The sequence below is a fragment of the Pseudomonas sp. LBUM1651 genome (assembly GCF_059716135.1).
Genome location: NZ_CP166805.1, coordinates 46,201 through 68,473, shown reverse-complemented (window position 1 = coordinate 68,473; position 22,273 = coordinate 46,201). Strand labels below are relative to the sequence as shown.

Below are 22,273 nucleotides of genomic sequence, written 5' to 3'. Positions count from 1 at the left end.
ATAAAAAAGGAACGGCTGAAACCCTCGCCAGTCACTAATTAGGCAACTCGATAACCGCCAGGTGCCGTGCCTGGAACCTTGCTCACAAGTCCGGCTAGGACGAGAACGCAACGAGGAGTTTACGACTGATGAGTACCAAGAAGCCTGCCGCCCCTAAAAGCGCACTGGCCGGGACCGACACACTGGACCGCGGCAACACCAATGCCAAGCTCGACAGCCTGGAAAAATTCCGCTCCGACGCCACCGACCAAGCCCTGCGCACCAACCAGGGCGTGAAGGTTTCGGACAACCAGAACACGTTGAAAGTCGGCGCCCGCGGCCCGTCGTTGCTGGAAGATTTCATCATGCGTGAAAAGATCACGCACTTTGACCATGAGCGGATCCCGGAGCGCATCGTCCATGCCCGGGGCACTGGCGCTCATGGTTTTTTCCAGACCTATGAAAACCATTCCGTACTGACCAAGGCCGGTTTCTTACAGGACCCGGGTAAGAAAACCCCGGTCTTCGTACGATTTTCCACGGTGCAAGGTCCGCGCGGGTCAGGCGATACCGTGCGCGATGTACGCGGTTTCGCCGTGAAGTTCTTCACCGACGAAGGCAACTTCGACCTGGTGGGCAACAACATGCCGGTGTTTTTCATACAGGACGCGATCAAGTTTCCTGACTTCGTTCACGCGGTAAAACCCGAGCCACACAACGAGATTCCTACGGGCGGCTCGGCGCACGACACCTTCTGGGACTTTGTCTCGCTGGTGCCGGAATCAGCGCACATGGTGATATGGACGATGTCCGACCGGGCGATCCCGAAAAGCCTGCGCAGCATGCAAGGCTTCGGCGTGCATACATTCCGGATGATCAACGCCGAGGGCAAATCGCGTTTCGTCAAATTCCACTGGCGCCCTTCCGCCGGGACCTGCTCGCTGGTCTGGGATGAAGCGCAGAAACTCGCCGGTAAAGACACCGATTACCACCGTCGCGATCTCTGGGAATCGATCGAGATGGGCGATTACCCGGAATGGGAATTGGGCGTACAGGTCGTCGAAGAGGAAAACGAACATTCCTTCGATTTCGACATTCTCGACCCGACCAAAATCATTCCAGAGGAAATCGTGCCCATCACGCCGTTGGGCAAGATGGTGCTCAACCGCAACCCGGACAACTTCTTCGCAGAAACCGAGCAGGTCGCTTTCTGCCCGGGGCACATCGTGCCGGGCATCGATTTCTCCAACGATCCGTTGCTGCAAGGTCGGTTGTTTTCCTACACCGATACGCAAATCAGCCGACTTGGCGGGCCGAATTTTCACGAGATCCCGATCAACCGTCCGGTGGCCCCTTTCCATAATGGCCAGCGGGATGCGATGCACCGCACCACCATCGACAAGGGGCGCGCGTCCTACGAGCCGAACTCCATCGACGGTGGCTGGCCGAAAGAAACACCGCCCGCCGCGCAAGATGGCGGCTTCGAGACCTATCCAGAGCGCATCGACGCCAACAAGATCCGCCAGCGCAGTGAGTCGTTCAGCGATCACTTCTCGCAGGCGCGGCTGTTCTTTCACAGCATGAGCAAACACGAGCAGGAACACATCATCGCGGCCTACAGCTTTGAGCTGGGCAAGGTTGAGCGGGAGTTTATCCGTGCGCGCGAAGTGAATGAGATCCTCGCCAACATCGACCTGGAACTGGCCAAGCGTGTGGCGCAGAACCTTGGCTTGCCGGCACCGAAGGCCGGGACGGTCGATGTGCCGAAAATCTCCCTGGACCGCTCACCGGCCCTGAGCCAGGCCAATTTGTTGCCGGGCGATATCAAAACCCGCAAAGTCGCGATTCTGGCGGCCAACGGTGTCGATGGCGCTGCAATCGATGCCATGAAAAAAGCGCTGAAAGCAGAAGGCGCGCACGCCAAACTGCTCGGCCCGACGTCCGCCCCGGTGACAACGGCCGATGGCAAGACGCTGCCGGTGGATGCCTCCATGGAAGGCATGCCATCCATCGCCTTCGATGCGGTCTTTGTGCCGGGTGGCGCGGCATCCATCAAAGCGTTGAGCGGTGATGGCGTGGCGCTGCATTACGTGCTGGAGGCGTACAAGCACTTGAAGGCGATCGCGCTGCAAGGCGAGGCGAAGCAATTGCTGGATGTGTTGAAGCTGGAGGCTGATGCGGGGTTGATCGTGGGGACGGACGCGAAGTTGATCAAGGCGTTTTTTGCGGCGATCGGGCAGCATCGGGTTTGGGATCGGGAGCCTAAGGCCAAGGCGATTCCGGCTTAAGGATTTGTATCGATAGCAAGGACGCTATCGCGAGCAGGCTCGCTCCCACAGGGGTTCGGGTTGACCACAAACATAGGGTCACCCCGATCCACTGTGGGAGCGAGCCTGCTCGCGATGTTTTTAAGGTTTACGCGGACTCAAGACCATCTGCGCCGGGACATTGCGCAGAATCTGCTTCTGCAGATTCAGGTCAAACCCCGAATCCAGCTTCTTCACCCTCTTCGTCAGCAGCGTGGCTAGCCAAGGATAATCCTGCGTACGCGGCGCCTGAATGCTCACGTCACATTGATAATTCACCACATCGGCCGCGATCGCATCCAGTTGACGACGAAGTTTGCTCATATCGGTGAGGTTCAATGCGACGGTAGTGCTCTCAGCGGTCGGATCAATCACTTTCGCCTGTGGTTTCGCCTCGGCAGCCAACAGCGCCGCTTCCGCTCTATCGAGCTCAGCCTTGCGCGCATTGACGATAGCGTTGTTGACCCCGCCGGTCAGTGCTGGCGCCTTGGGCATCAATACCCGCGCACGGCTCAGGGCGGTGGCAGCAGCATTCACATCGCCTTTTTGCAGCACGATCTGGCTGCGTTGCAGATAGGCTTCGGCGAGTTGCCGTTGGTACTGCACAAGGGATGGATCGTTTGGCGACCCGGCCTGCAAGGCCGCCAGTTGATCTTCAGCAGTGGCCAGTTCGCTGCTGGCGAGGCTTTGCTCGAGCTGTGCGATGGCCGTGGCCCGCGCATCAGTGGCCTCGGTGGCCGCCGGTGGCGTGCTTTGACATGCGCCCAGTAGCAGCGAAAATGCAACAAGGAGCAGATAACGGGAGGCTAACAGCTTCATTCCTGCGACTCTCTATTTGCGCAAAAAACGAGCAAGTCTACACCCCTCGACGGGGCAGGACAAAACTCAGCAGAAACAGCGCGGCGGCCGTCACCACGATCGACGGGCCCGCCGGGGTGTCCTTGAACCAGGACAATGCCAACCCGCCACACACCGCGAGCATGCCCAGCAGGCTCGCGCCCAGTGCCATCTGTTCCGGCGACCGGGCGTGACGTTGTGCCGCAGCCGCGGGGATGATCAGCAACGACGTAATCAACAACACACCGACGATTTTCATCGCCACGGCGATCACAACGGCGATCAGCAACATCAGGGTCAGACGCAGCGCCGGCACCGGCAAACCTTCCACCCTTGCCAGCTCTTCATGCACCGTGATCGCCAGCAATGGCCGCCACAATGTCACCAGCAAGGCCATGACAGCTGCGCTGCCACCGAGAATCCAGACCAGATCGGTCGGACTGATCGCCAGCAAATCGCCGAACAGATACGCCATCAGGTCGATCCGCACTTCGTGCATGAAGCTTAGTACCACCAAGCCCAAAGAGAGTGTGCTCGGTGCGAGAATTCCCAAAAGCGTGTCGGACGCCAGCGGCTGACGCTGTTGCAAGGTCACCAGCAACACCGCCAATAACAAACAGCCGACGGTGACCGCCACCGTTGGACTGACATCCAGCAAAAAGCCCAACGCCACGCCGAGCAAGGCTGCGTGAGACAGGGTGTCGCCGAAATACGCCATGCGCCGCCAGACCACGAAAGATCCCAACGGGCCCGCCACCAGCGCCAGGGCCAGGCCTGCAAGCAGGGCGTAGAGCAGAAAATCAGCCATGCTTGCAGCTATCTCCATGAACGTGGGGTTGGGCCGTCGAGGCCGTGGTGACCACCGAACCATGCAGATCATGGGCGTGGTCGTGATGGTGGTGATAAATCGCCAGGCTTTGTGCGTTCTTTCCGAACAACTCGACGAAAGCCGGATCGCCGCTGACCTGTTCGGGATGACCGGAGCAGCAGACGTGACGGTTGAGGCAGACCACCTGATCGGTGGTGCTCATGACCAGATGCAAATCGTGGGAAACCATCAGCACGCCGCAGCCGTGACGGTCACGCAGACGGGTGATCAGGCTGTACAACTCGGCCTGACCCGCCACGTCGACGCCTTGCACCGGCTCGTCGAGCACCAGCAATTCTGGCTCGCGCAACAGCGCCCGGGCCAGCAGCACGCGCTGCATTTCACCACCGGAAACGCTTTGCACCGGGCTGTCGATCACCTGTTCGGCGCCCACTTCCTTGAGGGCCGCCAACGCGCGAGTGCGATCCACACCGGGCACCAGCCGCAAGAAGCGCAGCACCGACAGTGGGAGCGTCGGATCGACGTGAAGTTTTTGCGGCATGTAACCGACCCGTAGTTTCGGCTTGCGCCACACGCTGCCGCTGTCCGGCTTCAACAAGCCGAGCACCGCCCGCACGAGGGTGGTTTTGCCGGCACCGTTGGGACCTATCAGGGTGACTATCTGCCCCGGTTCGACGCTCAGTTCGATGTTATCCAGCACGTTTTGCCCGGCGAAGGTGACGGCAACCTGCTCGAGGCGGATCAGCGCGTTGCTCATCAAGCCCCCTGGCAACCCGAACAGACGCCGACCACTTCGACGGTCTGGCTTTCGACGACGAATCCGACATCCCTGGCGCTGCCAATGATCGCGTCGCTGATGGACTTCTGCTCAAGTTCGATGGCGGCGTGGCATTCGCGGCAGATCAGGAACTGGCCCTGGTGGGCGTGTTCCGGGTGATTGCAGCCGACGAAGGCGTTCAGCGAGGAGATGCGGTGCACCAGGCCGTTTTCCAGCAGGAAATCCAGCGCGCGGTACACGGTCGGCGGCGCAGCGCGGCGGCCATCCTGCTCGCTGAGTACCGCAAGAATGTCGTAGGCACCCAGCGGCTTGTGGCTTTGCCACACCAGTTCCAGCACCCGCCGGCGCAAGGCGGTCAGGCGCAGGCCTTGACGTGCGCACAGGGCATCGGCCTCAGACAGTGCGCTGTGAACGCAATGAGAGTGGTCGTGGGGACGGCTGGCAATCGGTGTTTTAGGCATGAGCGGCGACGAGTTTTGTGAGAGACGTTATTATGTTACCCGTTCTCGCCTCTTCGAGTGGTCATCGTGTCCCGACTTTTTTCTATCTTTGTCGCATTTGTCGCCAGTTTTCTGTTGATCGGTTCTGCTCATGCTGAAGTCAAAGTCCTCACCAGCATCAAGCCGCTACAGCTGATTGCCGCTGCGGTGCAGGACGGCGTGGCAATCCCGGAAGTGCTGCTGCCGCCGGGTGCTTCGCCGCATAACTATGCCTTGCGCCCTTCCGATGTACGGAAGGTGCAATCGGTGGATCTGGTTTACTGGATCGGTCCGGACATGGAAGGTTTCCTGCCTCGCGTGCTGAAGGGTCGTACGCTGCCGAGCGTCGCCGTGCAGGATCTGCCGGGGCTGAAATTGCGTCGTTTCGCCGAAGACAGTCACTCCCACGCAGAAGAAGCCGATGAGCATGATCACGATCACCGTCCGGGCAGCCTGGATACGCATTTGTGGTTATCGCCGGTCAACGCTCGGGTGATCGCGACGAAAATGGCCGCGGATTTGAGTGCTGCCGATCCGGCCAATGCGGCGCGTTATCAAAGCAATCTCAAAGCGTTCGATGAGCGCCTGGATGCGCTGGACCTGCGCTTGAAGGCGCGGCTGGCGGGTATCGCGGGCAAACCGTACTTTGTGTTCCATGAAGCGTTCGACTACTTCGAAGACGCTTACGGTCTGAAGCACACGGGCGTGTTCAGCGTCGCCGCCGAAGTCCAGCCGGGTGCCCAGCATGTGTCGGCAATGCGCACGCGGTTGCAGGAAGTGGGCAAGACCTGTGTGTTCAGTGAACCGCCGTTGCGGCCGCGCCTGGCGGAAACGTTGGTGGCGGGGTTGCCTGTGAAACTGGCGGAACTGGATGCGTTGGGCGGGTACACGCCGGCGACTGCTCAGGGGTATGAGCAGGTGCTGGAGAAGTTGGGGAATGATTTGGCGGGGTGTCTGGAGTCGTTGTAAATACAGCGATAACCCTGTGGCGAGGGAGCTTGCTCCCGCTGGGCAGCGAAGCGGCCCCAAAATGGGCCTGCTGCGCAGGCCAGCGGGAGCAAGCTCCCTCGCCACAATTCAGAGGGCGAACGGCAGCGGCGTGCTGACCTTCTGCCGCTGCGCCAACCTCTGCTGAAATTCCATTGGGTCGTGAATCAACACGTCCTGCCCGGCGAAAGACTCTGCGGCAATCAACCGCGACAACCAGAACCGCACACACGCCACACGCAGCATGGTCGGCCACAAGTCGGCCTCGGCAGCGGTGAATGGCCGCAACGCTGCATACGCCCCCAGCAACGCCCGCGCCCGCGGTCCGTCAATCAACCCGTCGTCGTCCGAGCACCAGTCGTTCAAGGCAATCGCCACGTCGTAGAGCATTGGCCCCGAGCAAGCATTGTAAAAGTCGATCAATCCCGTCAGGTGCGTGCCTTCGAACATCGCGTTGTCGCGGAACAGGTCCGCGTGGATGTTGGCCCGAGGCAACGCCAGAATTTTCTCTTTTTGCTGTGTGATTTCATCCAGCGCCCGCTGCAGCAAATCGCTCTGCTCGGCATTCAGGTGCGACAACAGCTGCGTGCCCTCTTCCTGCATCCAGTCCAGGCCACGATCGGTTTTGCGCTTGATCATGTTGGCCTGGGTTGCCAGATGCAGGTGCGCGAGCAACTCGCCCACTTGGGCGCAATGCTGTGCGTTGGCGATCTTGATGTGCTTGCCGGCCAGGCGCGGCTGCAACAGCGCAGGCTTACCCGCCAGCTCGCGCAAGGCGACGCCATCGGTGGTGCGCAAGGCGTAAGGCACCGGAAGGTCGGCTTCATGCAGCACGTCCAGCAGTTCAATGAAGAACGGCATCTCCTGAACCGGACCACGCTCAACCAGGGTCAGGACAAATTCGCCCTGCTCCAGGCTGATAAAGAAATTGGTGTTTTCGCTACCGGCGGCAATCCCCTGGAAATCAAGCAGGCGGCCGAGCCCGTATGGGGCGAGAAAGGTTTCCAGCTCGGGCCGAGCCAGCGGGGTGAACACAGACATGTTTTAACTGCCAGTACGGGCGCCGCTGCTTGAGCCAGCGCCGATTGAAATTAAGAAACTACTTCCATTCAAAAATCTTCCACGACGGAATCAGCATATCCGGCTGATCCGAGCGGATGAAGTTTGCATCCGTCCCGTCCGCGCGCACCAGGAAATACGGCGGTGCGTTCTTCGGCGTGACCTTGATCGCATACAGGAAACCGTTTTGGCGGTACTCCTGGATGGTTTTATCGCCTTCCGTGCGAATCGTGACTTCCGGCTCCGGAGTCGGCGCATCATCCGCCGCCATGACGGCCAGTGGAACGGTTGCAAACAAGCCAGCCAGCAACAGGTGATTTAGTGTGCGCATGATAACCTTGTCCCTTTGTCGTCAACGGTCCCGCTATTCTAGCGCCGGACCCGCCGAAAAGGTTGATCCTGCTCATGAGCCAAGCCCCCCTCGTCCTGGTGGACGGTTCTTCTTACCTGTACCGCGCCTTTCACGCCCTGCCACCGCTGACCACTTCCAAGGGTCTGCCGACCGGAGCGGTCAAAGGTGTGTTGAACATGCTCAAGAGTCTGCGCAAGCAGTACCCGGACAGTCCGTTCGCCGTGGTGTTCGACGCCAAGGGTGGGACGTTTCGCGATGACATGTACGCCGAATACAAGGCCAACCGTCCGAGCATGCCCGATGACATGCGCGTTCAGATCGAGCCGCTGCACCAGAGCGTGATCGCTCTGGGCTTCCCGCTGCTGTGCGTCGAAGGCGTCGAGGCCGATGACGTGATCGGCACCCTGGCCCGCAGCAGTGCGGCGGCCGACCGCCCGGTGGTCATCTCCACCGGCGACAAGGACATGGCGCAACTGGTCGACGGCCACATTACCTTGGTCAATACCATGACCGGTAGCGCGCTGGACGTGGAGGGCGTGAAGGAGAAATTCGGCGTCGCTCCCGAGCAGATCATCGATTATCTGGCGTTGATGGGCGATTCTTCCGACAACATCCCGGGCGTTCCGGGCATCGGTCCCAAGACCGCTTCCGGTCTGTTGGTCGGCGTAAACGGCGGTCTGACCGAGCTCTACGCACAGCTCGACATCGTTCCGACCCTGCCGATTCGCGGCGCGAAAACCCTGCCGGCCAAACTTGAAGAGCACAAGGAGATGGCTTTCCTCTCCTACCAACTGGCGACGATCAAGATCGACGTGCCACTGGATATCGGCCTCGACGACCTGCAAATGGGCAAGCCGGATCACGACAAACTGGCCGAGCTCTACACGCTGCTGGAATTCAAGAGCTGGTTCGAAGAAAACCAGCGCGACGCCAAGCGTTCCGGCCAGGAAGTCAGCGCGCCGGTGATTGAAGAAGCCGCCGTCGAGACTGAACTCAAGTACACGACGATCCTCACTCAGGCCGATTTCGACCTGTGGCTGAATAAGCTCAACGACGCTACGCTGATCGCCTTTGATACCGAAACCACCGGCATCGATGCGCAGCAGGCGCAACTGGTCGGCCTGTCGTTCGCTGTACAGGCCAACGAAGCGGCCTACATCCCGCTGACCCATTCCTACATGGGCGTGCCGGATCAGCTCGATCGCGACACCGTGCTGCGCGCACTGAAACCGATCCTGGAAGACCCGAACAAACTAAAGGTCGGCCAGCACGCCAAGTTCGATATGAACATCCTGGCCAACTGCGCCATCGGTGGCGATCAGAGCTGCGGCATCACCGTGCAAGGCATCGCCTTCGACACCATGCTCGAATCCTACGTGCTGGATTCCACCGCGACCCGCCACGACATGGACAGCCTGGCGCTCAAGTACCTGAATCACACCACCACAGGTTTTCAGGACATTGCGGGCAAGGGTGCCAAACAGCTGACTTTTGACCAGATCTCCCTGGAACTGGCCGGGCCTTACGCCGCTGAAGACGCCGACGTGACGCTACGCCTGCATCAGACCTTGCAGGAAAAGCTCAACGCGATTCCAAGCCTGAGCAAAGTCCTGAGCGAAATTGAAATGCCATTGGTGCCGGTACTCGCGCGAATCGAACGCCAGGGCGCGTTGGTCGATGCCAACCTGCTGGGCATTCAAAGCGTTGAGCTGGGCGAGAAAATGGTCGCACTGGAGCGTGAGGCATTCGCCATCGCTGGAGAAGAATTCAACCTGGGTTCGCCGAAGCAATTGGGCGTGATCCTGTACGAAAAACTCGGCTTGCCGATCCTCAGCAAAACCGCCAAGGGCCAGGCGTCCACCGCCGAAGCCGTGCTGGCGGAACTGGCCGAGCAGGATTACCCACTGCCAAAAGTGCTAATGCAGTACCGCTCAATGAGCAAGCTCAAAAGCACCTACACCGATCGCCTGCCGGAGCAGATCAACCCGCGCACCGGGCGGATTCACACCTCTTATCATCAGGCTGTCGCGGCGACCGGGCGTTTGTCGTCCAGTGATCCGAACCTGCAGAACATCCCGATCCGTACCGCCGAAGGGCGTCGGATTCGTCAGGCGTTCGTTGCGCCAAAAGGCTACAAGCTGCTGGCCGCGGACTACTCGCAAATCGAGCTGCGCATCATGGCTCACCTGGCCAAGGACGAAGGTTTGCTACACGCCTTCCGCAATGACCTGGACGTGCACAAAGCCACGGCGGCGGAAGTCTTTGGGGTTGAATTGGCCGAAGTCACCACCGATCAGCGTCGCAGCGCCAAGGCGATCAACTTCGGTTTGATCTACGGCATGAGCGCGTTTGGCCTGGCCAAGCAGATCGGCGTCGATCGCAAACAGTCCCAGGCGTACATAGATCGCTATTTCGCCCGCTATCCAGGCGTCCTGGAGTACATGGAACGCACCCGCGCCCAGGCGGCCGAGCAAGGTTTTGTCGAGACCATCTTCGGTCGTCGCCTGTACTTGCCGGAAATCAACGCGAAAAACCCGGCCCTGCGCAAAGGTGCCGAACGCACGGCGATCAACGCCCCGATGCAAGGCACGGCGGCGGACATCATCAAGAAAGCCATGGTGGCTGTGGATAACTGGCTGACCTCATCGGGTCTGGACGCCAAAGTCATCCTGCAGGTGCACGATGAATTGGTGCTTGAAGTGCGTGAAGATCTGGTCGATCAGGTTCGTGAGGAAATACGCGCTCACATGGCCGACGCCGCTAAGCTTGATGTGCCGCTGCTGGTCGAGGTTGGCGTAGGCAATAACTGGGACGAGGCTCACTAAACCCTTTGTAGGAGCGAGCATGCTCGCGATGAACCTGAGAACACCGCAGAGTGTCAGAATTTCAGCGTTATCGTTAACGACCATCGCGAGCAAGCTCGCTCCTACAGGATCTTAATGCTGCGGCATAGTGCCGCGGCAGAGAGCTCGAAGGGCGCTTATTTCAGAAAACGATCCGGCTTATTTCAAATGGTTTTTGAAACGCCGGAACTAAACCTGTGAACTGTCACTCAGAGTAACTGAATGGCTGGTGAAGCCCTTCGATGCTCCTATGTTGTGTTAAGTGTTGGCAGATATCTGGACCCCGCCCTAGCGGTCCGGAACTTGAACCCCGGAACTTCCCCCTCCCCATAAGAAGTCCGGGGTTTTTTTTGCTCGCGATTTGTTACTCCGCGAGTTCGGAGCCTTTGTCAGCCAGTTCCATCCAGCCCGCCAATACAGTGTAGGCGTCTTCCAGGCCCATGCGTTTTGGCGCCGAAAACAGCTGGATGCTGATCGCATCACCCCAGCCTTTACGGATGTCCGACTGAACCTTGAGCAGCACGTTTTTCGCGGCGCCGTAAGTCAGCTTGTCCGCCTTGGTCAGCAGAATGTGCATCGGCATGCCGCTGGCGACGGCCCAGTCGAGCATCAACAGGTCGAAGTCGGTCATTGGATGACGGATGTCCATCATCAGAATCAGACCTTTCAAGCTCTCGCGACCACCCAGATAAGCTTCGAGGTGACGCTGCCAGTGCAGCTTCAACGGGATCGGCACTTTCGCGTAACCGTAGCCCGGCAGGTCGACCAGACGACGATCATCGTCTAGCTTGAAGAAGTTCAAGAGTTGCGTGCGACCCGGGGTTTTCGAGGTCCGCGCCAGGCTGGCATGCGTCAGGGTGTTCAACGCGCTGGATTTACCGGCGTTGGAACGCCCGGCGAAGGCCACTTCAAAGCCTTCGTCGTCGGGACATTGATCGACTTTGGCAGCGCTGAGCATGAAGGTGGACTGTTGGCACAGGCCGAGGATGGGGTTCTTGAGTTGCATGGGATTTCCGATGTGGGCGGCGCCGGGAATGGACGCGGCAAGCGGTGTCGTTTCCGTTTCAGTGACGCCAGTATATAATGCCGCAGATTTTGTGTGCGCTTTGTCCCAGCGTAGGATGAAGTTCACGAGAGCGATTGACCTTGATTGCGCACTAGAACGCAGAACGCTCTCAACCCTGAAAAGGTCGTTTTATGACGAAATGGCTGCTAGCTGCCGGTGTCTTGATGCCGCTTTACAGCGCTCAGGCTACACAGGATCCGGAAGCTGTGTACAACCGTGTTTGTGGTGCCTGTCATTCCGGCCAACTACCCATGGCGCCCAAAAAGGGCGATCAGGAAGCTTGGACGCCGAGGTTGGCGAAAGGTATGGAGACGCTGGTGCAACACGTGACCCAGGGTTTCAAGGCGATGCCGCCGCGTGGTTTGTGCATGGACTGCAGTGCCGAGGATTACCAAGCCATCATCCAGTGGATGAGCGAGTGATCCCGGTCCATAACTCTTTAACCCTTAGCCGTAGTTGGATTAGCTGATGAACAAATTGATCGTGAGTCTGCTGTTGACCGTGGGGATCTCCGGCATAGCCCATGCTGCAGGTGATGCAACTGCTGGTCAGGCGAAAGCCGCAGTATGTGGCGCCTGTCATGGCCCGGATGGCAACAGCATGGCGCCTAACTTTCCGAAACTGGCAGGTCAGGGCGAGCGTTATCTGAACAAGCAGCTGCACGACATCAAGTCCGGCAAACGCACGGTACTGGAAATGACCGGCCTGCTGACCAACCTGAGCGATCAGGACATGGCCGATATCGCCGCCTACTTCGCCAGCCAGAAAGGCAGCGTTGGCGCCGCCGACCCTAAAGTCGTGGCTCGCGGTGAAGCATTGTTCCGTGGTGGTGACCTTGCCAAGGGCCTGCCAGCCTGCACCGGCTGCCACTCGCCAAACGGCGCAGGCAACGCGGCCGCCGGCTTCCCGCACCTGGGTGGCCAGCACGCTCAATACATTGCCAAGCAGCTGACCGATTTCCGCAAGGAAGAAGGCGGTCGCAGCAACGACGGCGACACCAAAACCATGCAGACCATAGCCAAACGCCTGAGCGACGAAGATATCGCAGCGGTGTCCAGCTACATTCAGGGCCTGCACTAACCCGACGAATCGGGCGTCGGGCGGGACGTACATCTCCTGCAACGTTAACGCTCTATTAATCCGTCGCAGCAAGTATAAAAAGGGTGGCTCAGGCCGCCCTTTTTTGTGCCTGCTGCCGTTACACTACAGAACTCAAGCCCGCCATGACCTGTCTGAAAACAGGTCGCGCGAGGCGACCCAAATTGTCCAGGAGTAAAGCATGCGTAATCTGATCATCAGCGCCGCACTCGTCGCTGCCAGCCTGTTCGGCATGACTGCCCAAGCCGCCGAAGCACCCGCAGCCCCTTATGTCGAACTGAGCAATCCGGTTCCGGTAGCAGTGCCTGGCAAGATCGAAGTCGTTGAATTGTTCTGGTATGGCTGCCCGCATTGCTACGCTTTCGAGCCGGTGATCAATCCTTGGGTCGAGAAGCTGCCGTCAGACGTGAATTTCGTCCGTATTCCAGCCATGTTCGGCGGCCCATGGGACGCACACGGCCAAATGTTCCTGACCCTGGAAGCCATGGGCGTCGAGAGCAAGGTTCACGCTGCGGTGTTCAACGCGATTCAGAAAGAACACAAAAAGCTGACCGATAAAAACGAAATGGCCGACTTCCTGGCGACTCAAGGCGTAGACAAGGACAAGTTCCTGGCGACCTTTGATTCCTTCGCCGTTAAAGGCCAGATCGTCAAAGCCAAAGAACTGGCCAAGAAATATGAAATCTCCGGCGTTCCAACCATGATCGTCAACGGCAAGTACCGCTTTGACGTGGGTTCTGCCGGCGGCGCCGAGCAAGCCCTGCAACTGGCCGACAAACTGGTCGACAAAGAGCGAGCGGCTAACAAGGCTGCTGCCAACTAAGCGCGGGGCCTGCCATGCGCCGCTGGGGTACTGAACGCATCGTTGGCCTGCATGATCCGCGGGTCAACGAACATCACCTGAAATCGACGGGCTTGCCCGCAGACAGCCGTCTGCGCTTGCTCAGCTTCAATATCCAGGTCGGCATCAGCACCGAGCGGTATCGGCACTACCTGACCCGGGGCTGGCAACATTTGTTGCCGCATACCGGACGCGCCGACAACCTGCAAAAAATCGGCAATCTGTTGGGCGACTTCGATCTGGTCGCCCTGCAGGAAGCCGATGGCGGCAGCCTGAGATCCGGCTACGTCAATCAAGTGGAACACCTGGCGCAACTCGGTGCCTTCCCCTATTGGTATCAACAACTCAATCGCAATCTCGGTCGCCTCGGCCAGCACAGCAATGGCGTGCTCAGCCGCCTGCGCCCATGGGCGATCGAAGATCATCCGCTGCCGGGGCCCAAGGGGCGCGGGGCGATCCTGGTGCGTTTCGGTGAAGGTCCGGAAGCGCTGGTGGTGGTCATGATGCACCTGGCGCTGGGCGCCCGTGCCCGGAGCATGCAACTGGCTTACATCCGCGAGCTGATCGGCGGTTATAAACATCAGGTGCTGATGGGCGACATGAATACCCACGCCAGTGATCTGCTGCAAAATTCTCCGTTGCGCGACCTCGGCCTGCTGGCGCCGCAATTGGAAGCAACCTTCCCCAGCTGGCGCCCGCAGCGCTGCCTGGACCACATTCTGCTGAGCCCGACCCTGACGCTGGAAAAGGTCGAAGTGCTGGCACAACCCATTTCCGATCACCTGCCGGTCGCGGTAGAGATTCGTCTGCCGGGTTCGCTCACGGCCGATGCATTGCCCGCGTTGAGTCCTGCCCTTCGCGGAACCCATGAATGAGCGACGAAACACAGCGCTGGAAAGAGAAATACCTCAAAAGCATCGAACAACAGGAAAAGCTCGAACGTCGCTGGGACGCCCGGCTCGACCTGCTGCGGCGCGGACTGGTGCGCAGTACGCTGGCGGCCGAGGGCACCGACCGCGCGGTTGACCAGTGCATGAAAGAAATGCGCGAAGTCATCCGCACCAATGACATGGACGCCGGCCTGGCAGCACTGCTTCCACGCCTGGAAAAAGCGGTGCTCGACTCTGAACAGCGCCGCGAAACCCGGGTCAATCAGACCAGCGCCGCACTGACCGCGCTGGTGGCGCAACTGCAGACATTGCCGCTGCCCCGTGAAGTGAGCCGCCCACTCAAGAACTTCGCCAAAACACTGGACGGACGCGTCAGCCAGGCGCGCGAGATCCCTTTGCTGCTCAGCGAACTGAGCGGCCTGCAAGGCAAGGCCTTGAGTCAGCTGGAGAACCCGGCGGAACCCGGTCGTCCAGGTTTGTTGCAGCGCTTGTTTGGCAATCGTGAAACGGAAGATGCGATACAGCAGGTGGCTCCCCCGGAGGCGCAAGCGCCCACCCTGCTGCCTGTCGAAGAGATTGCTGCGGCACCTCCCGAGCTGCCGCGAGTGATCGTCGATCCCCCGCCAGTTGCCGACGAGCCACGCGTGACGCCGCCCGCCGATCATCCTGCCCCGCCCGATCCAGAGGTGATCGAAGCGCCCGCAGCGACGACGCCAATCACTGAAGTCGTGGCATTTGTCCCGCCAGTCCTTGAACCTCAGCGACCGCCTGCTCCTGAACAACCAGAGCAACCAGAGCAACCAGAGCAACCAGAGCAACCGGCACCAGTCGCCTCACCAGCCGCCATGTCTACGGTTGCCGAGCCTCAACTGGCGACTAATCCAGACGAGTTGACCCCAACGGTATTTCTCGACCGCCTGCCCCTGCCCTCGACCCTGGCCCAGGCGTTGGCCGCCATCGATCCGGAACAATCTGAACACGATATTCTCTACGCCCTGCCGGACTCGCCGGAACCGTCCTACAGCTCCGTCGCCAAGCACATCGAAGACACGCTGCTGGGACTGCTGGACGACCTGTCACTACCAGAACGCCATCGCCCACAAGCCGAAGCGATGCGCGATCGCCTGCAAAACGGTTTGAACTGGTACGAACTGCTGCCGATACTCGACGATCTGGCCACATTGATGCTGGCGATCAACAACAGCGGCCAGCATGAATTCGAAGCCTATCTGCAGCAACTCAACGAACGCCTCGAGTCATTCCAAAGCAACCTGCAGGCTGCCAGCGATGGCCATGCGGACAACCGCTCTGCCGCGCGCGAAATGGACACGCAGATCCGCGAGCAGGTCGACGGCCTGCAGAGCAGCATGCAAGAGGCAGCGGACCTCGAAGATCTCAAGCACGTCCTGGAGAACCACCTCGAAGGCCTGCTCGGGACCATGGATCAACATCAGAAGCAGCGCGACGAGCGCGAGCAGGAAGTGGCTGCCCGCCTCAAAGGCCTGGCCGAACGCGTGGCGCACATGGAGCAGGAAGCCCAAGGCTACCGCGAGCACCTTGAAGAGCAGCGCCAGAAAGCCTTGATCGACCCGCTGACCGGACTGCCCAACCGGGCGGCCTGGAGCGAACGGCTCGATCACGAAATCAGCCAGTGGCAGCAACACGGCAACACCCTGTTGCTGGCCATGCTCGACCTCGATCACTTCAAACGCATCAATGACAACTATGGCCACCTGGCGGGCGACAAGGTATTGAAAATCATCGCCAGCGTGTTGCGCAAGCGCCTGCGCGGGACCGATTTCATTGCGCGGTTTGGCGGTGAAGAGTTTGTCCTGCTGATGCCAGGCACCGTGCCGGCGACGGGGGTAAAACTGCTGGAAAACCTGCGCGCCTCCATCGAAGCCTGCCCGTTCCACTTCAAGGGGGAGCCGGTGACCATTACCGTTTCGATGGGAATGACTGCATTCAAACCCGCAGAACACAGCGATATGGTGCTTAAAAGAGCCGATCAGGCGTTGTACCGCGCCAAACATGCAGGCCGTAATCGGGTGGAACTCGGCTGAGAGCCAATTGTTCCATTTTGTTTAAATGGTTCCATTAACCGTCGTCGCGCAAGGCAGTACGTTACACTGTTGCATTACTGTCTTGCGTGCACTGTCTCTACCATGAAATTTCTCGCCTTCATCGTGTCGCTGTTTCTATTGGCCGGCTGTGCCAGCGGTCCCCGGTTCGACACCAGCCATCCTTCAGCCAATCACGACAGCCGCATTCAGTTCGTGGTGGTGCATTACACCTCCGCATCGCTGGAACGTTCGCTGCAACTGCTGACCCACGGCGAAGTCAGCAGCCACTACCTGATCGGCGACGATAAAAACGCCACCATCTACAAGCTGATGGATGAAAACCTGCGGGCATGGCACGCCGGGGAAAGTGAGTGGCAGGGTCGGACCTGGTTGAACTCCAGTTCAATCGGCATCGAAATCGTCAATCCAGGATTCAAGGAAACCGCGACCGGAGGGCGTTACTGGTATCCCTACAGCGAAGCCCAGGTCCAGTCTTTGATCGTCCTGCTCAAAGACATCAGCAAACGTTACGCCATCACACCCCGCAGTATCATCGGCCATAGCGACATCGCCCCGCTGCGCAAGCTGGATCCGGGACCGGTTTTCCCCTGGAAACGGTTGGCGGCCGAAGGCCTTGGCATCTGGCCGAACGAACAGGCCGTGGCGCGTCAACAAGCGCAGTTCAATACTGAATTGCCGAGCATCAGCTGGTTTCAGGGACAGCTGGCTCGCCTGGGTTATGCCACGCCGCAAACCGGTGAGCTGGATGTTGCGACACGTCACGTGATTGCAGCCTTTCAGATGCATTTCCGGCCGTCCCGCTTCGACGGCATGCCGGATGCGCAAACGGCAGCGCTTCTTCAGGTATTGAATCAGACAAAATAATGACGCCCGCCCGACGGTCCGGGCTTTTTCCCAATCAGCAGCTATAACTCATTGGTAATTCTTCGGATATTCCCACATGCCTGCTGCTCGAGAGACGCTTCGTAGCTGGTTCTATCGCCCCTGGTTTTTGGCGATGCTGGCGGCTGCCCTGAGCAGCGTATTGCTATTGGCGCTCAGCCTGTTCGTCGCCATGCATCAGGTCGAGCAGAACGAAAGTATGGAAATGAACGCGCAGGGTGAGCGATTTCTGGCGCGCCTGGAGCAGTTGTTCGGGCAACTGCGCGAAAGCCTCGATGACCTGGAGGCCCAACCGCTGCGAACCTGCGACAAAGACATGGTCGCCACTTTGCAGCAGGTCACCTTCAATTACCGCTTCGTTTACGAAGCCGCATACATGGATGCCTCGAAGATCTGCTCTAACCATCCGCGCCAGGCAGGATTGTCGCTGACACGAGCACCGGACATCAAAGACCCCACCTATAGTTATTGGCTGAACACCACCACCGAACCTGATGAAAACCGGGCAGCGCTCATGCTCGGGCGTGGCAATTTCCGTGTCGCGACCTCTCGCGGACATTTGACCGACATGGTCGACCTGTCGCCGGGCAGCAGTCTTTTGGTGATACTCGACCACGGCACCCGCGCGATTCCGGTGCTGGGCTCCGCGCAAGCCTGGCCGCCGACCAAGCCTTGGCCACCGAAAGGCAGTGATGTCTTGCAAGTCACCCCGACTCGCTTGATTTATCTCATGCCGACCAAAAGCCCTGAATACCAATTGGTGCTGATCACCCCGCGCACCGGCGTGAATGTGCCCGCCGCCTGGTGGTGGCTGGTGCCGGCCAGCCTGGCGCTGGGAGTCGTCGTGGGCTTCATGGTGTTTCTGCTGGTGCGTCAGCGACAGTCACTGGACGCCGAATTGGCTGGCGCGATACGGCGAGGCGAGTTGCAGGTGTTGTACCAGCCCATCTTCGACCTCGACAGCCGCAACTGTGTCGGGGCTGAAGCCTTGCTGCGCTGGCGCCGGCCGGACGGCACCCTGACCAGTCCCGAGCTGTTTATTCCCATGGCGGAAAACACCGGCCAGATCCGCCAGATGACCGACTTCGTCCTGCAACGCCTGCTGGAGCAGCTTGGGCATTTATTGCGGGCCAATCCGCAGCTGTACATCTCGGTCAACCTGGCGGCCTGCGACGTCATGGTGCCGCGTATCGGTCAGGTGATGGCGCGGCTGTTGATCTTGCACCGGGTCGCGGCCAAACAGATTGCCTTTGAAGTGACCGAGCGCGGTCTGATCGATGTGGTGGTGGCCCGGGAAAACCTGCAATCCTTGCGCGACGTAGGGCATCAGGTGTTGATCGATGACTTTGGCACTGGCTATTGCAGCCTCGCCTATCTGCAAACCCTGCCAGTGGATTGCCTGAAAATCGATAAGGCGTTTATCGATGCGCTGGGGCATGACGCCGCCAGCAGCGGCGTGGCGCCGCACATCATTCACATGGCCCAGGCGCTGCAACTTAAAGTGATTGCCGAGGGCATCGAACATGAAGCGCAAGCAGCGTTCCTGAGCAGTGAAGGGGTGAAATACGGTCAGGGCTGGTTATTCGCCCGTGCGTTGAGCGCCGTTCAGTTCATCGAGTTGATTACCCGCGGTCGGCGACTGGCCGGCCGACGCCTGGATGACGAAGCGTAAGCGCGCGTTAAACCGCCAGCGCCATGTAGAACTGAGTGCCCTGCCCCGGCCGCGAATAGACGCCCATCCGCCCACCGTGCAACTGCACGATTTCCTTGCACAACGCCAGGCCAAGCCCCGCGCCACCCTTCTTGCGCCCGACCTGTACAAAGGGCTCGAAGATCCGCCCTTGCTGGCCATAAGCGATACCTTCGCCATTGTCCTCGACACTGATAATCACCCGCTCGCCGTGGCGTCGCGCCTGTAAGCGGATCTGGCCATCAGTGCCGGTATGACGCAACGCGTTGTCGATGAGGTTATCGAGCACCCGGTCCAGTTGTGGCTGATCGGCCTGCAACCACGGCAATGGCCCCTGCACTTCCACCAGCAAATCGATGCCCTTCTCTTGCGCGGTATCGGCAAACCTCGACCGGGCCTGCTCCAACAGCTCCTCGATGGAGCACGGCGCCAGGGAGAGTTTCTGCAAGCCGTTCTGGTAGCGCGAGAAATTCAGCAGGTCGTTGATCAACTGCATCAAGCGCTGCATTTCTTCATTCACGGTGTCCAGCAGGTCGGCCTCTCGCGAGTCCTCGGCAAAATGCGCTCGCTCGCGGAACAGGCCGAACGCCATGTGCATCCCGGTGACCGGCGTGCGCAGCTCATGGGAGGCGCGCAATACAAATTCGCTGCGCACCCTTTCGAACGCCCGCTGCTCGGTGACGTCATGCAGCACCATCACCGCCCCCAGAATATGGCCCTGGGTATGACTGACCGGCGTCAGGCTGTAAGTGAGCAAACGCGATTCACCATCGACCTCGATACTCAGGTCCTCCGGTGCGCGCTCAAGCGTGCCTCCGCGCAGTACCAGTTGCAGCTGTTGATCCAGCTCGGGGCGTTCGAGCGCCGAGCCCAACCCTTGGCCGAGACGGTCAGTGTCCCAACCCAACTGGCGCTGCGCCACCGGGTTGAGGTGTTCGAGATGACCCTCGCGGTCGATCATCAACAGACCGTCGTCAATGCTGTCGAGTACCGCCTGCAAACGCTGCTGGCCCGCGAGCAACTCGTCGATATTGGTGGCCTGATGCTGACGCAGCGCCTCGGCCATGATCCCGAAGCGCTTGGTCAGCTGATTCATTTCCACCGCCGAGGAAATCGGCAGGGTCACCTCGAAGTTGCCCTGGCCGATGTGATCGGCGGCCTGAGCCAGGGCTTCGATCGGCTCACCGAAACGTCGAGCGATCGCATGGGCCGTCACGAATCCGATAATCAGCACCGCCAGCCCGACTAACCCGAGCAGGCCGGCAATGAGCAGCGCTCGATCCCGGGCCTGGCGTTGCGTTTCATTGATGCTGTCCAGCGCGTGCTTGTGCTCGGTGATCAGACCGCTGCGCAGCACGTTGAATTTTTCGGTGAGCGCTTCGTTGCCACTCAACACATGGGACGGATCACTTGACAAGGCCAACGCCTGAAGAAAACTCAGGTAATCGTTTTTGGCTTGCAAGAATCCGTACTGGCGCCCCTCGCCGCCCTGATCACGGGCAATGCCTTCATCCAGCAGCTGAAAATAATGCTGCTTGGACGCTTCGAACGCCGCAGGGTCGGGTTTGTCGCCCATCATCAGAATCAACTGGTCGCCCAAGGTCTGGCGCAATTTCAGGCCCAGATCCAGAGCGGCGAAGTCGTTGCGCACCAGGGCTTCCTGGGTTCCAGCCATCTGCATCACACTGATCAGCCCGAGCAACAGCCCAAGCAGCGCTACGGTGATCAGTGCGGAAATACTCAGGAAAAGCCGAGTACGCAACTTCATCGCCAGTTTCATCGGGCAGGACTCACAGGTTGTACTGCTTGCGTTTGCGGTACAGCGTCGAAGCGTCAATGCCGAGCGTCTTTGCGGCCTGGTCCAGTGTGTCGGCGGTGGCCAGGACCGCGCCGATGTGCGCCTTCTCCAATTCGTCCAGGCTCAGCGCGGCACCAATGCGCGGCGCATTGTTCATCGGGGTCTCGGCCATCCCGAGGTGGCTGATCTCGACACGCTCCTGAGGACAAATGATGCTCGCCCGCTCAACCACGTTGCGCAACTCTCGAATGTTCCCCGGCCAGCGGTAACCCAGCAGCGCTTCACGGGCCTCGTCGCTGAAGCCTCGCGCCGGGCGGGCGTATTCCTTGACGAAACGAGCCAGGAAGCGGTCAGCCAGGTTCAGGATATCCTCCCGGCGTTCGCGCAACGGCGGCAGATGCAAAGTGATGACGTTCAAGCGATAGAGCAAGTCTTCACGGAAACGACCGTCGCGCACCATGTCTTCGAGATTGAGGTTGGTGGCCGCCAGGATGCGCACATCGGCGCGGCGGGTCACGGGGTCGCCGATCCGCTCGTATTCCTTGTCCTGAATGAAACGCAGCAATTTTGGCTGCAACGTCAGGGGAAAGTCGCCGATCTCGTCGAGAAACAGCGTTCCGCCATCCGCCTGATTCACCCGACCAAGCGTACTTTCGCTCGCACCGGTGAAGGCCCCACGGCTGTGGCCGAAAAGTTCGCTTTCCATCAATTCGGCCGTCAGCGATGGGCAGTTGATGGTGACGCAGGATTTTTTCGCGCGCTTGCTCCAGCCGTGAATGGCCTGGGACAGTTCGCCTTTACCGGTGCCGGATTCACCAAGAATCAAAATGTTGGCATCGGTGCTGGCCACCTGGCGGGCGGTTTCGAGCACCACTTTCATGGCCGGGCTGTGGGAATCCAGGCCATCCTTGGGTTTGCGCACTTCACCTTCCAGCGCCTCCAGACGTGCCGACAGTTGCCGCACTTCCAGTTGCTTGGCGGTGGCCAGGCGCAATTGATCGGGGCTGCACGGCTTGACCAGATAATCAGCGGCGCCAGCCTGGATCGCGTCTACGGCGGTGTCCACGGCCGAGTGAGCAGTGACGATGACAACGCGCATCCACGGCGCCTGAATACGCATCTGGGCCAGTACATCAAGGCCGTTGTCCTCACCCAGGCGCAAATCGAGGAAACACAGATCAAACACCTGGCGTTGCAACAACGCATCGGCCTGCGCTGCGCTGTTTGCAGTGGCGACGCTGTAGCCCTCGTCTTCGAGGCAGTAACGGAACGTTCGCAGGATGGCGGACTCGTCGTCCACCAGCAGAATGCGGCCTTGATGCTCGGTGGCTGATTCCATTTTCCTACGCTCCTTAACGAATGATCTTGGTTAGTCCCGGAAAAATCGGGCAAGTTGCATGGTTGATTCTGGTCGATTCCGACCACATCCGGGTAGCTATCTGCTCACCCTACGGCTAATCACTTGATTTTGTTGT

General features: G+C 59.7%; 19 protein-coding genes. 10 read left to right on the top strand and 9 right to left on the bottom strand.

What is annotated here, in order from left to right:
• Nucleotides 1–128 precede the first annotated feature (128 nt).
• Nucleotides 129–2,267, top strand: coding sequence for a catalase HPII (gene katE, locus ACA066_RS00310; RefSeq protein ID WP_497697670.1), 2,139 nt, complete (start codon nucleotides 129–131; stop codon nucleotides 2,265–2,267).
• A 120-nt stretch (nucleotides 2,268–2,387) separates the two neighbouring features.
• On the opposite strand, the gene ACA066_RS00305 is transcribed toward katE, so the two are convergent.
• From ACA066_RS00305 to zur, 4 genes are read right to left on the bottom strand one after another with little or no spacing between them, the layout of a single operon-like run.
• A complete protein-coding gene (locus ACA066_RS00305; protein WP_497697669.1) occupies nucleotides 2,388–3,104 on the bottom strand; it encodes a PA5502 family lipoprotein in 717 nt (238 codons plus the stop codon).
• Between the two features lie 37 nt (nucleotides 3,105–3,141).
• A complete protein-coding gene (znuB, locus tag ACA066_RS00300; protein WP_497697668.1) occupies nucleotides 3,142–3,930 on the bottom strand; it encodes a zinc ABC transporter permease subunit ZnuB in 789 nt (262 codons plus the stop codon).
• A complete protein-coding gene (gene znuC, locus ACA066_RS00295) occupies nucleotides 3,923–4,708 on the bottom strand; it encodes a zinc ABC transporter ATP-binding protein ZnuC (RefSeq protein WP_497697667.1) in 786 nt (261 codons plus the stop codon). Before znuC ends, znuB begins: the two co-directional genes overlap by 8 nt.
• A complete protein-coding gene (zur, locus tag ACA066_RS00290) occupies nucleotides 4,708–5,190 on the bottom strand; it encodes a zinc uptake transcriptional repressor Zur (protein ID WP_017341763.1) in 483 nt (160 codons plus the stop codon). The genes znuC and zur overlap by 1 nt, the downstream gene beginning before the upstream one ends.
• A gap of 66 nt (nucleotides 5,191–5,256) precedes the next feature.
• Between zur and ACA066_RS00285 the strand changes: the two genes are divergently transcribed.
• A complete protein-coding gene (locus tag ACA066_RS00285) occupies nucleotides 5,257–6,177 on the top strand; it encodes a zinc ABC transporter substrate-binding protein (protein ID WP_497697666.1) in 921 nt (306 codons plus the stop codon).
• A gap of 108 nt (nucleotides 6,178–6,285) precedes the next feature.
• Here the strand turns inward: ACA066_RS00285 and ACA066_RS00280 are convergent, their stop codons facing one another.
• Both ACA066_RS00280 and ACA066_RS00275 read right to left on the bottom strand, forming a co-directional pair.
• Nucleotides 6,286–7,236 carry a homoserine kinase gene (locus ACA066_RS00280; RefSeq protein ID WP_497697665.1) on the bottom strand — a complete coding sequence of 317 codons (951 nt, stop codon included), beginning with the start codon at nucleotides 7,234–7,236 and terminating at the stop codon, nucleotides 6,286–6,288.
• Between the two features lie 58 nt (nucleotides 7,237–7,294).
• Nucleotides 7,295–7,585 (bottom strand): DUF2782 domain-containing protein, encoded by a 291-nt coding sequence (locus tag ACA066_RS00275; protein ID WP_497697664.1) that lies wholly within the window; start codon nucleotides 7,583–7,585, stop codon nucleotides 7,295–7,297.
• 74 nt (nucleotides 7,586–7,659) lie between these two features.
• On the opposite strand from ACA066_RS00275, the gene polA reads away from it, so the two are divergent.
• Nucleotides 7,660–10,431, top strand: coding sequence for a DNA polymerase I (gene polA / locus ACA066_RS00270; RefSeq protein ID WP_497697663.1), 2,772 nt, complete (start codon nucleotides 7,660–7,662; stop codon nucleotides 10,429–10,431).
• Nucleotides 10,432–10,813: 382 nt separating this feature from the next.
• On the opposite strand, the gene yihA is transcribed toward polA, so the two are convergent.
• A complete protein-coding gene (yihA, locus tag ACA066_RS00265; RefSeq protein WP_017341758.1) occupies nucleotides 10,814–11,455 on the bottom strand; it encodes a ribosome biogenesis GTP-binding protein YihA/YsxC in 642 nt (213 codons plus the stop codon).
• A 191-nt stretch (nucleotides 11,456–11,646) separates the two neighbouring features.
• Between yihA and ACA066_RS00260 the strand changes: the two genes are divergently transcribed.
• From ACA066_RS00260 to ACA066_RS00230, 7 genes are all read left to right on the top strand, one after another.
• The gene (locus ACA066_RS00260) at nucleotides 11,647–11,937 is read left to right on the top strand and encodes a c-type cytochrome (RefSeq protein ID WP_008156007.1); all 291 of its coding nucleotides are present in this window, start codon (nucleotides 11,647–11,649) and stop codon (nucleotides 11,935–11,937) included.
• Between the two features lie 46 nt (nucleotides 11,938–11,983).
• Nucleotides 11,984–12,595 (top strand): c-type cytochrome, encoded by a 612-nt coding sequence (locus ACA066_RS00255; RefSeq protein WP_497697662.1) that lies wholly within the window; start codon nucleotides 11,984–11,986, stop codon nucleotides 12,593–12,595.
• A gap of 199 nt (nucleotides 12,596–12,794) precedes the next feature.
• Nucleotides 12,795–13,436: a thiol:disulfide interchange protein DsbA gene (gene dsbA, locus ACA066_RS00250; RefSeq protein ID WP_214380032.1), complete on the top strand. Its 642-nt coding sequence runs from the start codon at nucleotides 12,795–12,797 to the stop codon at nucleotides 13,434–13,436.
• 14 nt (nucleotides 13,437–13,450) lie between these two features.
• Nucleotides 13,451–14,329 carry an endonuclease/exonuclease/phosphatase family protein gene (locus ACA066_RS00245; protein ID WP_497697661.1) on the top strand — a complete coding sequence of 293 codons (879 nt, stop codon included), beginning with the start codon at nucleotides 13,451–13,453 and terminating at the stop codon, nucleotides 14,327–14,329.
• A complete protein-coding gene (locus ACA066_RS00240; RefSeq protein ID WP_497697660.1) occupies nucleotides 14,326–16,407 on the top strand; it encodes a GGDEF domain-containing protein in 2,082 nt (693 codons plus the stop codon). Before ACA066_RS00245 ends, ACA066_RS00240 begins: the two co-directional genes overlap by 4 nt.
• 102 nt (nucleotides 16,408–16,509) lie before the next feature.
• Nucleotides 16,510–17,292 (top strand): N-acetylmuramoyl-L-alanine amidase, encoded by a 783-nt coding sequence (locus ACA066_RS00235; protein WP_497697659.1) that lies wholly within the window; start codon nucleotides 16,510–16,512, stop codon nucleotides 17,290–17,292.
• A 76-nt stretch (nucleotides 17,293–17,368) separates the two neighbouring features.
• Nucleotides 17,369–18,982, top strand: coding sequence for an EAL domain-containing protein (locus tag ACA066_RS00230; protein WP_497697658.1), 1,614 nt, complete (start codon nucleotides 17,369–17,371; stop codon nucleotides 18,980–18,982).
• A 7-nt stretch (nucleotides 18,983–18,989) separates the two neighbouring features.
• Here ACA066_RS00230 and ACA066_RS00225 read toward each other — a convergent pair whose 3' ends face one another.
• Complete coding sequence (locus ACA066_RS00225; protein WP_497697657.1) at nucleotides 18,990–20,780, bottom strand: ATP-binding protein; 1,791 nt, start codon at nucleotides 20,778–20,780, stop codon at nucleotides 18,990–18,992.
• Nucleotides 20,781–20,790: 10 nt separating this feature from the next.
• On the bottom strand, nucleotides 20,791–22,137 hold the full coding sequence (gene algB, locus ACA066_RS00220; RefSeq protein ID WP_497697656.1) for a sigma-54-dependent response regulator transcription factor AlgB: 1,347 nt from the start codon (nucleotides 22,135–22,137) through the stop codon (nucleotides 20,791–20,793).
• Between the last annotated feature and the right edge of the window lie 136 nt (nucleotides 22,138–22,273).